This is a genomic window from Metabacillus sp. Hm71, from assembly GCF_051842955.2.
In the GTDB taxonomy this organism is placed as follows: domain Bacteria; phylum Bacillota; class Bacilli; order Bacillales; family Bacillaceae; genus Metabacillus.
In genome coordinates, this window is sequence record NZ_CM200278.1 from 4,777,875 (window position 1) to 4,792,096 (window position 14,222).

Here is a 14,222-nt window from a genome sequence, read left to right on the forward strand (position 1 = left end):
CATAAGATACGTTGACAATTATGCAAAAGGAGGACAATCATGTATTCAAATCATAATTTCTATAATTATGGTGTTTATTATAATGACTATTATCGTACAACAAATGACACTCAACTTGTAAATGATATTCAGAAAGCAATTAATGCAGAATATAGTGCTGTTGCTTGTTATGAAAAGTTAGCCAAACTAGCACCTACACAGGATGAAAGGAACAAAATACTTGAGATACAAAAAGATGAAAAGCGTCATCTTGAAGAGTTCAGTAAAATTTATACAAATCTAACAGGTAGGCAGCCAACTTTTAAAATCAGTGAGGAATGTCCAGCTAAGTACAGAGCAGGAATCGAATTTGCCTTTAAAGATGAACAAGAAGCCGTTGATTTTTATTTAGATATCGCAGATAAGGCACAGGATGCTACTATTAAAGATAGATTTCGTCGTGCAGCAGCAGATGAACAAAATCACGCTGTATGGTTTTTGTTTTTTTTTTAAATCCAAGGTAACACACACTAATCGGCAAGTTGAAAATTACGGTGCTAAAGGAGCATTAAGTGCTTCCACATTGTCCGTACCTCAAATGCTGACTTATACCCTTCAAGACGAATACTTGGCACAAGCAAGATATGATAATATTCTAGGAACTTTTGGATATATTCGTACATTTGCACAAATAAAAGAAGCCGAAATGAGACATATAAATGCGTTGTTGCCTCTTTTTGAACGTTATCAAGTACCTTTACCTGTAGATATATCGCAGTCATTCGTTTCAACTCCAGAAAACATTAAGGCAGCATATGCTGCTGGCGTTCAAGGAGAAATAGACAATATTTCTATGTATGAAAGATTTTTATCACTTGATATCCCTAACGATATGAGAACGGTTTTTTCACAACTTCGTAACGCCTCTTTGAATCATCTTGCAGCATTTGAAAGAGGTCTTGCAAGAACTTTTTAGATTAAGGTGTAATTATGTCAATTTACATCATTAATAATTTTTCTAATGGAATCCTTTTTTCAGTAGTTTTAAATACAGAAAAAGGAGTATGATTATTAATGGAATCATACTCCTTTTGTATTGTTTACTAGTAGAACCTAAAGTTAGCAAAGGTTAAGTAAATCTTTTATCAAGAGGATTTTTTCTTTTAACTATATGCTTTTACTCTAATTCTGCATCTTTTTGCTTTTCTGTAGAAGTTTGGATTCTCCTGTACGTTCCCATTCTTCAACTGTTTCATATGCTTTCTCAGGAGAATACCCTTTCCCTACAAGAACTCCCATTAGAATAAATTCTTGAAGAATGTGTGTCATATTAATTCCTCTTTTAACGTCTTCCAAGCCTTCTTTTACCAAAAATTCCGTATATCTTATCCATTCATCTGGAGTCCTTCCAAAAACTACTGTATTTCCATTTTCGTTACCATAGCCTTCTTCTGCAGCCATTGCGTCTGCTTTAGTCCTATGAACAGTACCAAACGGATGGTTGGGAGGAGCATATATTGAGTAAAGTTTTAGCGGGATATTACCTGTATTGATTACATTGTGCCATGTTCCAGCAGGTATCATGATTGCAGAATCATCATAGATATTTCTTTTAAAATTTAAATTATCTTTCCGCTTGCCCATTTGAACAATGCCCTGACCTTGTTCAACACGTAAGAATTGGTCAACGTTAGGGTGCATTTCCAAACCAATATCTTCGCCAACATTTAGACTCATTAAGGTAACTTGCAAATGAGTTCCTGTCCATAAAGCGGTACGGTACGTGTTGTTTTGCTTCGTAGCTTCATTGATATTAACGACAAACGGTTCTGCTCCATAATCTTTTAATGAAATTCTGGCATCACCATTGGAAAAACGAAAAGAACTGTTTGCATGTCCCTCAACAGGAATATTCCAATAAACAGACTGTCTACCATAGTTATTCATTGGTACATTAACATAATAAGGATATTGATGTGGATACATATTTGGATAGTAGTACATTTTCCTCAATCCCTTCACAGATTATCAAATTATCCTATGCACTATGTTAGGTGAATGTACTTAAATTCAAATTGCTCGGAACATGGAAAAACACAAAGCGTTGCTTCCTAATGATGATTATCTTTTTTCATTTTATCTTAATATCGAAAAGGGTTAGAGAGTGAAGGAGTGTACGCTTCATAAAATCACAGTTTTATTAGTTATTGTTAGAAGAAACTCGGTTAATATGCTGTGAGTCATAAAAAAAGAGTACCTGTATGGCACTCGTTTACGATTTCTTATTCATTTTATCTTGACGTTTAGCTTGATATTCATACCATCCATCAATTTTTAGGTTTGACCACGTTTCCTCATTGTTTATTTGAGTTATTGTTGTTTTACCTCTACCAAACTCTTTTGCTATTTTCCTATGAGGAACTCCTTGAATCAGCATTCGCTTAATTTCAATTACCTCATCTAATTTTAGATGTTTACTATTTCCTCTATTGCTTGGAATCCACTTGTCAACTGTTATATAACCCCATATTTCTCCTCTTGCGATTGCCGAAATAGTTGTTTGTCCTACATTAAACGCTTTTGCAATTATGTATTGGCTAATACCACACACTAACATCTCTTTTATTGCTATAACATTTTCCTCAGTTAATTTAGAAAACCCATTATCAGAGCCTTTTCTAATTGAGTTTGCTTTCTTAATCTTTTTTATTAGTAATTCTTCTGTAAATTCATCTTCATATATAGCAAAGTATCCATTGAGATTATGATGTTCTCCAACTAACATCTGATTCAAATTTCCTGCGCTCAATCCTAATTCTATTGCGCACTCTAATTGAATATCATATCTTTTTACGAACACTCCGTTCGCCCTGTATATTAAAAAGGGTTTACCACCTCTTCCCTTTGATATTTTAATTCTAACCTCTTTAGTAGGAGAGCCACCACTGCCACCTTCTTGTTGGTTATATCCAAAACTATCGTCAAGACAGTTAAAGTGGCTTATCCAATATTTCTCTTTATTGTCTAACTCACCTTGTGTATCAGCTTTGTCAATAACCTTCCATTCAAAGACATCCCAACCATACTTTCTGATGGCTCTATAGAATTTACTATTATAATTTTTTGCTTCGGGATTATATGCAACAACTCTATGTTGTTTCTTCCTATTTTTAAACACTTGAATTGTTTGACCCACATAAATTTTGCCATTAACCTTATTAGTAGCTGTATAGATTATCACAATTCCTTACCTTCATTCCATTTTTGTCTTTTTATCTAAACGATTGGAAAGCAACTCCTTTTCATCTTAATTTCTTCTTATTTTAATGTAGTTATCCATTTCATTGTGAAGTCTATATTGGTATATAATAGAAATTCGGTTACGGTATTTTAAGCTACGGATTGATGGCGAAGTAGATTGCAGGGCGATTTCATATAGGTGAATTAAAGGTGTGAGGGAAGGTAGGTAAGAGGAGCAATATTGAAAAAGGATTACTTGTTGCGTTTAGAAGAGCCACCCTTTTTTCCTTTGGTTAGGTAGGGTGGCTTTTTCATGAGATTAACCGTGAGGTGTAAGGAACTAACCTCCTTTGAGATTGGTTCTAGAACGTGTTCTCTTGTAGTTTCTAACCATTTTATCGCAGGGACATGTAGCTGAAATGCTTGTGGAGTTTCAGTCGCAAGATTTATGATTGCCTCTACGGCAGTTTTTCCTCTCTAATAGAATCTAGTATAAGGCTCAAATATTACTTTTCCGCTTGGAGTTGTTCGCTTAGTCATTCTCATGAAGTATAAATACCTCATTATATTTTCTACTTGAATAAACCTCTTAAAAGTTCTCTTCATACAATGCCTTTATTAGCTTCTTATCTGCTTCAGTATATGGTCACTTCTCATCTTTCTTAATTACTTCCTATAGTACCAAATACCCAAATTTGTCTTCAAACAACTCTCCAATTATCCCCATAATGATTATGATAGTTGCCGTTCTGAACGTAGTGAAGAACGAGCAACTGCCGAGGAGGAACGGAGCGATAGCGTAGTGACGGGCGTGGACAACGCCTTCTTAGTCTCTTTTAAAAGCTTTTTAGGCTTGGCATCCCGTCATGAGTTCGTTCCTCACTCATTCCTCCCCGCCCATGTGCTAATCTTCGCTACGCTACGATTAGACACATGTATATGGTTCTTTCCCATCAATACTTATGCGTTTTTCATATAATCTTCTATAAGGAAAATGAATCAAACCACAACAACCACAAGGGTTTGAAGAATCACTTATGCAAAATTTTATACATCAAGTTTAAAACCTTCTACTGCACTACAAATACTTCATCTTTTTCAAACCACGCAACAGCTTCTCCATTTAAATACTTCTCTAGTAAACCCCTCATTCTACTCGAAGGAATATATAATTCGATTAGTTCTCCACGTCTTATTCTGCTTCGGAACAGCCATTGAATTAACTCTGATAATGCCCAGAAATCCTCGTCAACTTTGACTTTGTGATATTGAAAAAACTTCACTTCAACTGGATTCATAAATCGATTTGCAAGGTAAATACAAACTTCTTTATCTATATAATCATTTGTTGCTCTAGCAGTAAGTGATACGAACTGTTTCTTTGCTGATTTAGGGGTCAATTTCTTTTCGAAATCCTTCAAACATGTCCACATTACTTTTTCAGACTTTACTTTGCATTTGTTCCAGTAGAAGTTATAAGCGTGACTGCTAATTAAATTTAACCATCTCTTTATCCTTTACATTCTCTGTTAACCATGCTTTACTGAAAGCACCTTTTTTATCTCCTACAGCGTTCATATCCTTTTCATTGTATCTAGTCGGGTAATAAATATTGATGTTTTGTTTAAGGAATGCGACATTCTCTTGCGTTGGTTTAACATATGGAATTAACTCAAAGCGACCTGTTTCACGGATTAATTCCACAGAATTGAAATACATTGGCACTTCAAACATTTTGAAATAATACCGCTGCGATTGTCCCCAAAACATATAAGTGAGTATGAAAACATCCTTGAACGCTTTGAATACTGACACAGGAAATGTCCAAAACATAGCTGTATTGTTGAAAATCATTAGATTGTTTGTCTTAGCTAGCCTTTCAATTCGTTTAAACGTTCCATCATATTTTTCTTTTTTCCAAGCAACAAAACCATTTTCATCAACCGTTACGTATGGTTCATTCCCATCATGCCCAAGCAATAATTTAATATCATCTTTCGAAATTTGTGCTTGTTCAATAACGTTCGCTACCTCATCTAAAATAAGTGTATAGTTATGAGATTTGATAAAAGTTAATGTTGCTTCATCGATATTAGAAAATAACTCATGAGTGCTAACGATGTCTTTTCCAAGCCTTACTAATCGTTTTAAACTGTCTAGTTTTGTTACGTTGTCTTTATCCACCTCAGGCTCTGAAAACTTCCTGTTTGTAACAGCGTTTTTAACCCTTTTGACTTCCGATAAAAATGGAGTAATAAACATAAACTTCTCTGGTTTATCAGCCTCATTCATAAGTTGAATTGCCCAAGAAGTTTTTCCTTTTCCACAAGTCGCATCTATTATTTTAATTGGTTTTTGGTTTAACATATTTTCCAATAAGGTCACTCTCTTTCTGTTTCGATTATTTCTATTAGCAAAGGTCACTATATCATCCATTCACGTTGGGACTAGTAACCTTTATGCAGTTCATACTTCTATTATACAAAACTCAAAAATGATGATTTTCGTTAAAACCTTTAGGAAAAAGCTTACTAATCTCGCAAAAGTGCCAACCAAGAACTTTTTTATAGGTAAATTGTGGCATTTACACTTTCAATGTTCAGTATCGACTGAGATTTATTGATATTGAGAAATTAGGGTAGTAATTTCTCTCGCCTAATTCATGGTGAAAGAATTACATTAGCATTGTATCAAATCAGATGTTTAGTGTTAAAACAAATCAGTAAAACCACAAATTCGCTTTTGAAGGCTTGAAAACAAAGTTTATTCTCTACTTATTCTCAAAAGACTTGCACAAATTACCTTATGGTAATTAATACATTATCCTTAAACACAATATGTAAATTTAACAGAACATTCATGTTACTGAAAGCCCTTCCGAACCAGTATCCTCCAGATTATTCATTAATAAATCGCAATTTATAGAATATTATGGGTTTTTATGTAATTTTTTGTTATAATTAGGACGATTGTTATAGATACATTTACATATTGGGGGTGTTTCCTTGCGACTGAAAAAGTTCAGTGTTTTAAACTACAAAGTCTTTAATACAAAGTTCAGCATTGATTTTTCCAGTGAGGACATTGTTATTTTGACAGGAAGAAACAATACGGGTAAATCAACATTTCTAGAAGCAATTAACCAGTTTTATCTTCCTACTACCGCAAAAGGGAAGATACCAGTTGAGTGCTACTCCAACCAAGACGAGAACAAAACCATTGAATTAGAAGCTGAGTTTGTTGTGGACAGCGAGACTGGTGAAACAGTAACCATTGTGAAAAAGTATTCGAATGATAATGGAAAATACTTTGATACGCAAGGTGCTGAAATTAAACGAACTCATGAGCTGAAAGAAACATTAGATGAAATTTTGGCAAATAGCCCTTATTACATCACACCCTATATGACTACTGAAGAAATTGACAAGCAAGTTCAAGAAATTTACTCACAGATAATTACGGCAGAATTAAGCAAGTTGGAAATGGAAGAGTTTGTTGAGGAAGAGCTACAAGCAATAAAGAGAGAATACTTAGAGCTTAAAAGCTCAATCCCAAAATTATTAAAGAAATTAAAAAGCAAGACAGATTTTTCACTCTCAAATGTTAGTGAGAGCGTTTCAAAAAGTTTACAAAGTGTATTTTCTAATAACTCTCTTCAGCTTTCAGTTCAAGGTGGAGAAAGTAATGGCTTTTCGGTATCTGATATAGTCAAGTCTACTAGCTCCAGTGTGCTAATTGGAAACACGCAAAGCAGTGATATGCCCCTCTCTACACAAGGTACAGGAATACAAAGAATGAGTTTAATATACATCATCCAAAACATGATTGAACAAGGATTAATGGGGACAAACAGCACGCAGAAAATGCTACTTATTGATGAGCCAGAAGCATTTTTACACCCAGAAGCTGTTAGAGCTTTAAGTAGGTCGCTTTATGCTATCGGAAATAGGTTGCCATTAATTATCTCTACCCACTCTCCTGTACTGATTGACCTCTCTGAGAGCCATACTACTATTCAAGTATTTAGAATTGGAAAAACCGAAGCCATTGAGCTGTATCAATCATCCAGCTCCCAGTTTGACGAAGATGATATAAAAAATATGAAGCTCTTGAATTATGTGGATTCATATGTCAATGAATTCTTCTTTGCTGATAAGATAATTGTTGTAGAAGGCGATACTGAATATGTTGCATTTAAGCACTTTATTAAAGAGCGTGGTTTGAACATTCATGTTATTAGAGCAAGAGGCAAGGCAACAATCTGCTCCCTCATGAAAATTCTTAACCAATTTAACACCAGATATTACATCTTGCATGACATAGACAATCACGAGAGATTTACACATTCAACGCTGAAGGCTCAACAAACAAACTGTTATAACATATACGCTTTAAAAGAAGATTCTACTAGAATCTTTGGCTCAGTCCCTAACCTTGAACGTGCTATGGGCTTAGGTGACGTTCCTAACAATAAAAAAACAGAAACCATTCACAGAATTATACATGATGCAGTTGATGTATCTTATATTAAAGCTAGAGAGAAGTTAGAGAAGGTATTTAACTACATTTTTAGTTTGGAAAATCAAATGTCTCTAGAACATCCTTTCATCGAGATTATAGGAGATAAGGATTACGAAAATCTGTTTACTCCATTATTAAGTCAAGAGCGAAAGGTACTGAAAAGGAAATCTAAGGCAGTTTCTAAGGTGGAACAAGTATCATTGGATATGTAAATGAAATATGAATTCTATTTTCCTGTACATTTACGGTGCGGGTTTATTACAAAAAAACAAATAGAAGGTGAGAATCACTCAAGCTTTAGAATGGTTCTCTCCCTCTTCTGTCTTTCCTTGACATTGGAGAACTGCTTACAGATAAATACGTAAGTTGTAGCCCGATACCGTCCTTTTGTGATACTTCTTTCTGCTATTTAGTCACATCACATTTTTATCAATCAATTTACTAATTTTTCCCTCCTTAAGTATTCATGCCTAATGGTTCAGCAACTGCCTTAGGAAACACCCTTTATGATGGTTTTTGGACTGATTCAATAGCAGCGATAAAAACCGTCCACCGTAATTGATGAACGGTTTAATTTGTTTCATATTTCAAACTCTTTACTTCTAATCATAATGGCATGTTCAGACGATTTTAGTTCATTGTATCTTGGATTAATACTTTAATTAGGTATTGCTCAAGGTTTTCTGTCTTCAATGAACTATACAGAGTTAATAAGTAAATTTCTGCCCGCTCTATTCCTCGAAAAAACGCCTCGTATTTGAACTTTTACCTGTCATATGGTCAAGAACTCTATTAAGAACCTTTTTACCTTTCCCAATATATAAAAGACCACTCCTTATCATAAAGTTGATAAATACCATTTGAAAGGACAGGAATCCCACTTCGTTGGTTTGTTTAAAGCTCTTGGCTTTCTTTTTCATTACTAGTGAGCAGGAACTTGCCCCTGCCACAAGTAATTCAATCAATTCAAGTTACATAGTAGCTTTAATCATTTCATTCAACATTCGTTTATACAAAAGCAAGCGATTACTGCGATAGGAATTTCTATACCCTCTATATGTGGGTTTGCCTTCGCACCCTCTTGAGCAACTTTCTTTGTGTAATAGGCAATGTGCTTCATTTGTTTATTCATTCGAGGACTCTTAAATATCTAATGAATTTAACGGATTATACATGAAGACAATACTTTTTGCTCATCGTTTCTTAGTAACCATCTTCATCACTGGAGAAAATGTATCATGACTTTTTCGAAGGTCATCAGTATCCATTTGTATATACCTTCTCATTGTCCGAATATCTGACCATCCTCCCATTTTTTGGAGTGTAAAAGCATCACAGCCATTAAGGGTCATGTTCTTTGCCCATGTATGTCTGTAGACATGGGCAGTAACCTTTTTATCCTTAATACCAGCCTTATCTGCGTAATATTTCAATCGCTTGTTAAAGTGATTTTGTCCAAGCGGTTCACCATATGAAGAAAGAAAAATCCTATCAGTTGAAAAATGCTTTTTATTTTCATTAATCAGTTGCAATAGTAATTTGACTGTATGTGCTGAAATCGGAACAATACGTGGTTTTCGATTCTTATTTTTCTCTCCTCCAAGGGTAATGAACCTAGTTTGGAAATCAATATCGCCCGCTTGTAAGCTTAAAAGTTCATTTGCTCTGATTCCACTATCTAACAACAATATCATGGCTACGTAATCCCGAAATCCAACATAATCTCGTTGATTTGGTTGCTTTAAAACCTCTTTGACCTCTTCATCTGTAAAACAGTTTGTAAGGTCTATATCTTGTTTTAATAATCTCACACCAGACATTGGATTTACTTCAATCAAATCCTCCCGCTCCAAAAAATTAAACATTGCCCGATATACCCTTAAGCGAATGTTTATCGTTGTATCAGATAAGCCAATGCCTTGTTCACTTTGAATATACTTATGTCCGTCATACTTTGGTGCATCATATTTTAAATAGTTAATGTAATCCCTAAAAACCTGTGGTGATAGTTCATCTACTGATTCAATTTCATAGTTCTTTTGAAGCCATAAAACAAAATACTTCCAATCCTTTCGATAATCTTTTAACGTTCGTTCCCTTAAACCTTCTGCACTCTTCCCAGCAATAACTAAGTCAATTGCTTGTTCCATTGTTAATTTTGGATATTCCTTTTGGTTAGACATTTTTCCAACGGGTTTTTTTCTGATTCGCTTGTTTAAAGACATTAAAAAAGCCTCCTCAAATAGTAATGTTTTAGACATTAACTACCGAGAAGGCATGTAATTCACAACCTAGATTTGAAGCTTTTAGGGTTGTTAACACACATTTTGAGGCTTGTGTACACCCAAAATAAGTCTGTAATTCATAACCCCGAACAATTATTCAATTAATTAACATTCCTCAGGTGTACCAGCAACCTGTGCTGTTCTAAACGATGAACCGCAGCCGCATGATGCGATTGCGTTAGGGTTGTCGATCGTAAAACCGCCGCCCATCATCGATTGCTTATAATCAATCGTCGTTCCGTTTAATATTTGCGCATCTTCTTTTTTCACGAGAATGGTTAGTCCATGTTGTTCCAAAACTTGGTCTTCATCTGTCATTTCGTGTTCAAACCCCATACCGTAGGATAGACCGCTACAGCCTCCACCCTTTACAGCTACACGAAGATATGCATTTTCTTCTTCATGCTCTTTCATCATATCTTTTATTTGAAAAGCAGCAGCTTCTGTAATTTTCACTACATCTGTCATTTTACAACCTCCTTAATCATTTATGAAAGGATTCTATCTTTAGTATACAGCTTCATTGTCACTCACTCAAATAATAGGTTCCATTACAAATAACCTCAGCAGGACCTGTCATCAGTACTGTTCCTTCAAGGGTCCAATTGATTTTTAAGTCTCCGCCTGCTAAATGGACTGTTGTTTCTTCACCTTGAATTGTTAGATCGTTTAATACGGAAGCAACAACAGCAGCACAAGCGCCTGTACCACAAGCTTGTGTGACACCAGATCCGCGCTCCCACACTCTAAAATGCAGCTCATTTTTTGATACCACTTCTACAAATTCAACGTTAACACCTTCTGGAAAACGTTCATCCTTCTCAACAATCGGCCCCAATGTTGTAACAGGTGCTTTACGGATATCATCCACATAAAAAATCAAATGCGGATTTCCCATCGAAACGGCTGTCACATCATATAAATTTCCGGCAAAGTCCATTTTTTCGTTTATCGTTTTTTCATCACTGTTTCCTGCCATCGGAATTTGTGCTTTTTCTAAACGCGGTTGCCCCATATCAACCGTCACTAATTTGACAGTATCATTTTCAACATGCACCTTTGCATGAACAAGGCCAGATAAGGTTTCAATTTGAAATTCTGTACTTGTTACTAATTTATGCTCATATGCATATTTCGCAACACATCGTAAACCATTGCCGCAATTTTTCCCTTCTGAGCCATCATTATTAAAAATTCTCATTTTTACAGGTGCCTGATCAGATGGACAAATTAAAATTAATCCATCAGAGCCAATGCCTGTATACACATTTGATACTTGTCTAGCAATTTCAGGCAGGCTTGCTTCTTCAAGCTGCTCCTCAAATTGATTAACATAAATATAATTATTTCCTAATCCGTGCATTTTTGTGAATGTAAATGAATTCATTTTGTCCTCCATGAACTTTTGTTTTTATTAGTATAAAATGTTGGAAATATGAGCACAATACATATATCCCCCGTTTTATAGAAGTAAAAGCTTCCTGCTTATTGTAGGGAGCTTTTCTTTTTTACTGAATCGAAGGGTACTTTTGGAAGGAAATACGAGGATAACGCAAGGTGGAAAAGGAGCTGATTGTAACGACCCTAGCTCCTTCTATATTAAAACATAGGATTTTCTTCAAGAAAAGTATAGATATTTTCAACAAGCTCATCAGGACTGTTTCCTGTCACAATTTCACCATTTACTAATGCATAAAGTGAATGGCTGCATTTGCCGCAGTATCCCAGACAGCCGTATTCAATAATATCTAAATTTGGATCTTTTTCAAGCTGTTGTAAAGCAGCTTGTGAGCCATTTGCTAAATTGCTAATACAAAATTCAATAATCGGCTTCAATTTTTACACCTCTCACAATGCGCTCGATCTTAATAAACACTTATATCAAACTTTATTATACAATTATAGTTAGGTCAAGGTATACAACTTTGAATGGGATATTTTCTCATCAAAAATATTTAACGGATTGTAAACAATAACTAATGTTCTTATCTATTTATAAAGTTCATCATTTATAAAACGTTTTTTCTGATAATGTGTTGTTATTTTAGCTTAATTTCGTTATACTTTTTTATGGAATTTTGAATTATTTACGTATAATTTCTCAATTTATCAATTTTATTAAAAACGTGGGGAAAAAGGGGTATCGATTATGAAGAACCTAGTGATCCTTGGCGGCGGATACGGTGGAATGCGTATTCTCCTTAGATTATTACCAAATCATTTGCCAGAAGATGTTCAAATTACGCTGATAGATAAAAATCCCTATCATTGTCTTAAAACCGAATATTATGCACTTGCAGCCGGTACGATTTCTGACCATCATATTCGTGTTTCATTTCCAGAACATCCAAGACTTCAAACAAAATTTGCTGAAGTACTTTCGGTAGACCTTGATAACAAGCAAATTGTTTTAAAAGATGAAGAGGTTGTACCTTATGACGACTTAATTATTGGCTTAGGCTGTGAGGACAAATATCATAATGTTCCAGGTGCAAAAGAATACACATACAGCATCCAATCGATTGACCAATCTCGGGAAACGTATCAAAATCTAAATAATTTAAGCGCAGGTGCTACCGTTGCCATTGTTGGAGCTGGATTAAGCGGTGTTGAACTTGCCAGTGAGCTCAGAGAAAGCCGTAAAGATTTAAACATCAAGCTGTTTGATCGCGGAAAACATATCCTTGCCAGCTTTCCGGAACGACTAAGCAGTTATGTTGAGAAATGGTTCCTAGAGCATGGTGTTGAAATAATTAATGGGGCTAATATTACAAAGGTAGAACCAAATATTGTTTATAACCATGATCACCCGATTGAATGTGATGTCGTTGTATGGACTGCAGGCATTCAGCCGAATAAAATTGTTCGCGATCTGGAGGTTGAAAAAGATAATCAAGGTCGTGTTGTTTTAACAGCGCAACATTTTATTCCAAATTATGAGGATGCATTTGTCGTAGGAGATTGTGCCAGCCTCCCGCATGCTCCTAGTGCCCAGCTTGCCGAAGCTCAAGCTGAACAAATCGTTCAGGTTTTACAAAAAAAATGGAATGGAGAGCCTCTGCCAGAATCCTTCCCTCCATTTAAGCTTAAAGGTGTTCTAGGTTCACTAGGTAAAAAGCAGGGATTTGGTCTTGTTAACGATCGCCCGCTAATGGGCCGGGTTCCGCGTTTATTAAAATCAGGGGTACTTTGGATGTACAAGTATCATAACGGATAATAAGAAAAGCGCAAGCGCCTTGATCAGCCTAGGGCAAATAAGACGAATTGGAATAGAAGGTGTTTTTTGCCTTCAATTCCAATTTGGCTTATGACCTCAAGGGGCTAGTCGCTGGAGCTAGACACTAAAACTAAGTTCAAATTTTATGCCTTTTTACCTTTTAAAATAGAGGATGTCTAACCAACGGTGGACATCCTCTTCTCATTATAGCGCCTCACTCACATACCCATGTAATTCCATTACTTCATAAATCCTTTTTAATCTTGGATTTCCTTCTCCAACAACCGTGCCTTCAATGACAACGAGCGGGTAAAAGTACTCATCATTCAAGACCCTTTCTGCCATCTCCTGCTTATCTGGATCATTAGGCGGCTGGTTGATATCAATATAGGAGATCGTAAAATGCTGGTCTTTGTATTTTCGTTTTAAAGCCGCATCCAGCCATTCGTACGTTTCTTTAGCTGATGGCATATTCACACAGCTTGGACAAAGAATTTCCGCTCCATAGACACAAATTTCTACTGGTTTCATAGTTCCCTCCACCCTTCTTTTCTCTCATTGTATTCGAATTTCTGAAATGTTTCCATCCTCTTGGCGGGTGATGAACCATTTTTTTCATCATAAAAATATGGTAAAATAAATAATAGGCTTGATTGCCAAAATCTTTCGATTAGATTTTTCGCTTTAATTCAAATATAATATGTATCAAGGAAAGGAGTCGATTGAAATGACTGAAACAACAATGTTTGATCAAGTACAAGAAGTATTAGATAAACTTCGTCCATTCTTACTTCGTGATGGAGGAGACTGCGAATTAGTGGATGTAGAAGATGGTATTGTGAAGCTTCGTCTTTTAGGTGCTTGCGGTAGCTGCCCAAGCTCAACAATCACTTTAAAAGCTGGTATAGAACGTGCATTATTAGAAGAAGTACCTGGTGTTGTAGAAGTGGAGCAAGTATTTTAATACAATGGGGCTGTCT

At 35.5% G+C, this 14,222-nt stretch carries 14 protein-coding genes; 5 read left to right on the top strand and 9 right to left on the bottom strand.

What is annotated here, in order from left to right:
* Nucleotides 1-39: 39 nt before the first annotated feature.
* A complete protein-coding gene (locus tag ACSVDH_RS23570) occupies nt 40-492 on the top strand; it encodes a ferritin-like domain-containing protein (RefSeq protein ID WP_439251601.1) in 453 nt (150 codons plus the stop codon).
* Complete coding sequence (locus tag ACSVDH_RS23575) at nt 452-955, top strand: DUF2202 domain-containing protein (RefSeq protein ID WP_439251600.1); 504 nt, start codon at nt 452-454, stop codon at nt 953-955. The genes ACSVDH_RS23570 and ACSVDH_RS23575 overlap by 41 nt, the downstream gene beginning before the upstream one ends.
* A 206-nt stretch (nt 956-1,161) precedes the next feature.
* Here ACSVDH_RS23575 and ACSVDH_RS23580 read toward each other — a convergent pair whose 3' ends face one another.
* The 4 genes from ACSVDH_RS23580 to ACSVDH_RS23595 form a co-directional block, all read right to left on the bottom strand.
* Complete coding sequence (locus ACSVDH_RS23580; protein ID WP_251624935.1) at nt 1,162-1,983, bottom strand: cupin domain-containing protein; 822 nt, start codon at nt 1,981-1,983, stop codon at nt 1,162-1,164.
* Nucleotides 1,984-2,251: 268 nt separating this feature from the next.
* Nucleotides 2,252-3,220, bottom strand: a complete 969-nt coding sequence (locus ACSVDH_RS23585; RefSeq protein WP_439251599.1) for a helix-turn-helix domain-containing protein — start codon at nt 3,218-3,220, stop codon at nt 2,252-2,254.
* A gap of 1,069 nt (nt 3,221-4,289) precedes the next feature.
* Entirely contained in the window at nt 4,290-4,733 is a 444-nt protein-coding gene (locus ACSVDH_RS23590) for a YonV C-terminus-related protein (RefSeq protein ID WP_518618362.1), read from the bottom strand.
* Entirely contained in the window at nt 4,708-5,586 is an 879-nt protein-coding gene (locus tag ACSVDH_RS23595) for a YonV family putative phage-derived protein (protein WP_439251657.1), read from the bottom strand. Before ACSVDH_RS23595 ends, ACSVDH_RS23590 begins: the two co-directional genes overlap by 26 nt.
* 638 nt (nt 5,587-6,224) lie before the next feature.
* On the opposite strand from ACSVDH_RS23595, the gene ACSVDH_RS23600 reads away from it, so the two are divergent.
* On the top strand, nt 6,225-7,952 hold the full coding sequence (locus tag ACSVDH_RS23600; protein ID WP_439251597.1) for an ATP-dependent nuclease: 1,728 nt from the start codon (nt 6,225-6,227) through the stop codon (nt 7,950-7,952).
* A 981-nt stretch (nt 7,953-8,933) separates the two neighbouring features.
* Here ACSVDH_RS23600 and ACSVDH_RS23605 read toward each other — a convergent pair.
* From ACSVDH_RS23605 to ACSVDH_RS23620, 4 genes are all read right to left on the bottom strand, one after another.
* On the bottom strand, nt 8,934-9,965 hold the full coding sequence (locus tag ACSVDH_RS23605) for a tyrosine-type recombinase/integrase (protein WP_439251596.1): 1,032 nt from the start codon (nt 9,963-9,965) through the stop codon (nt 8,934-8,936).
* Nucleotides 9,966-10,130: 165 nt separating this feature from the next.
* Entirely contained in the window at nt 10,131-10,493 is a 363-nt protein-coding gene (locus ACSVDH_RS23610; protein WP_439251595.1) for a HesB/IscA family protein, read from the bottom strand.
* 58 nt (nt 10,494-10,551) lie between these two features.
* On the bottom strand, nt 10,552-11,412 hold the full coding sequence (gene dapF, locus ACSVDH_RS23615; RefSeq protein WP_439251594.1) for a diaminopimelate epimerase: 861 nt from the start codon (nt 11,410-11,412) through the stop codon (nt 10,552-10,554).
* Nucleotides 11,413-11,624: 212 nt separating this feature from the next.
* Nucleotides 11,625-11,861: a YuzB family protein gene (locus tag ACSVDH_RS23620; protein ID WP_439251593.1), complete on the bottom strand. Its 237-nt coding sequence runs from the start codon at nt 11,859-11,861 to the stop codon at nt 11,625-11,627.
* 313 nt (nt 11,862-12,174) lie between these two features.
* Here ACSVDH_RS23620 and ACSVDH_RS23625 point away from each other — a divergent pair, with 313 nt between their 5' ends.
* Nucleotides 12,175-13,242 (top strand): NAD(P)/FAD-dependent oxidoreductase, encoded by a 1,068-nt coding sequence (locus tag ACSVDH_RS23625; RefSeq protein WP_439251592.1) that lies wholly within the window; start codon nt 12,175-12,177, stop codon nt 13,240-13,242.
* Nucleotides 13,243-13,446: 204 nt separating this feature from the next.
* Here the strand turns inward: ACSVDH_RS23625 and ACSVDH_RS23630 are convergent, their stop codons facing one another.
* Nucleotides 13,447-13,773, bottom strand: a complete 327-nt coding sequence (locus tag ACSVDH_RS23630) for a YuzD family protein (RefSeq protein WP_439251591.1) — start codon at nt 13,771-13,773, stop codon at nt 13,447-13,449.
* 169 nt (nt 13,774-13,942) lie between these two features.
* Here ACSVDH_RS23630 and ACSVDH_RS23635 point away from each other — a divergent pair, with 169 nt between their 5' ends.
* Nucleotides 13,943-14,206 (top strand): NifU family protein, encoded by a 264-nt coding sequence (locus tag ACSVDH_RS23635; RefSeq protein WP_299087439.1) that lies wholly within the window; start codon nt 13,943-13,945, stop codon nt 14,204-14,206.
* Nucleotides 14,207-14,222: the final 16 nt, after the last annotated feature.

Excerpts from the sequence above, each read along its gene's own strand:
- ACSVDH_RS23570 (WP_439251601.1), top strand. The coding sequence starts at position 40 with ATGTATTCAAATCATAATTTCTATAATTATGGTGTTTATTATAATGAC.
- ACSVDH_RS23575 (WP_439251600.1), top strand. The coding sequence starts at position 452 with ATGAACAAAATCACGCTGTATGGTTTTTGTTTTTTTTTTAAATCCAAG.
- ACSVDH_RS23580 (WP_251624935.1), bottom strand. The coding sequence starts at position 1,983 with ATGTACTACTATCCAAATATGTATCCACATCAATATCCTTATTATGTT.
- ACSVDH_RS23595 (WP_439251657.1), bottom strand. The coding sequence starts at position 5,586 with ATGTTAAACCAAAAACCAATTAAAATAATAGATGCGACTTGTGGAAAA.
- ACSVDH_RS23605 (WP_439251596.1), bottom strand. The coding sequence starts at position 9,965 with ATGTCTTTAAACAAGCGAATCAGAAAAAAACCCGTTGGAAAAATGTCT.
- ACSVDH_RS23610 (WP_439251595.1), bottom strand. The coding sequence starts at position 10,493 with ATGACAGATGTAGTGAAAATTACAGAAGCTGCTGCTTTTCAAATAAAA.
- dapF (WP_439251594.1), bottom strand. The coding sequence starts at position 11,412 with ATGAATTCATTTACATTCACAAAAATGCACGGATTAGGAAATAATTAT.
- ACSVDH_RS23625 (WP_439251592.1), top strand. The coding sequence starts at position 12,175 with ATGAAGAACCTAGTGATCCTTGGCGGCGGATACGGTGGAATGCGTATT.
- ACSVDH_RS23630 (WP_439251591.1), bottom strand. The coding sequence starts at position 13,773 with ATGAAACCAGTAGAAATTTGTGTCTATGGAGCGGAAATTCTTTGTCCA.
- ACSVDH_RS23635 (WP_299087439.1), top strand. The coding sequence starts at position 13,943 with ATGTATCAAGGAAAGGAGTCGATTGAAATGACTGAAACAACAATGTTT.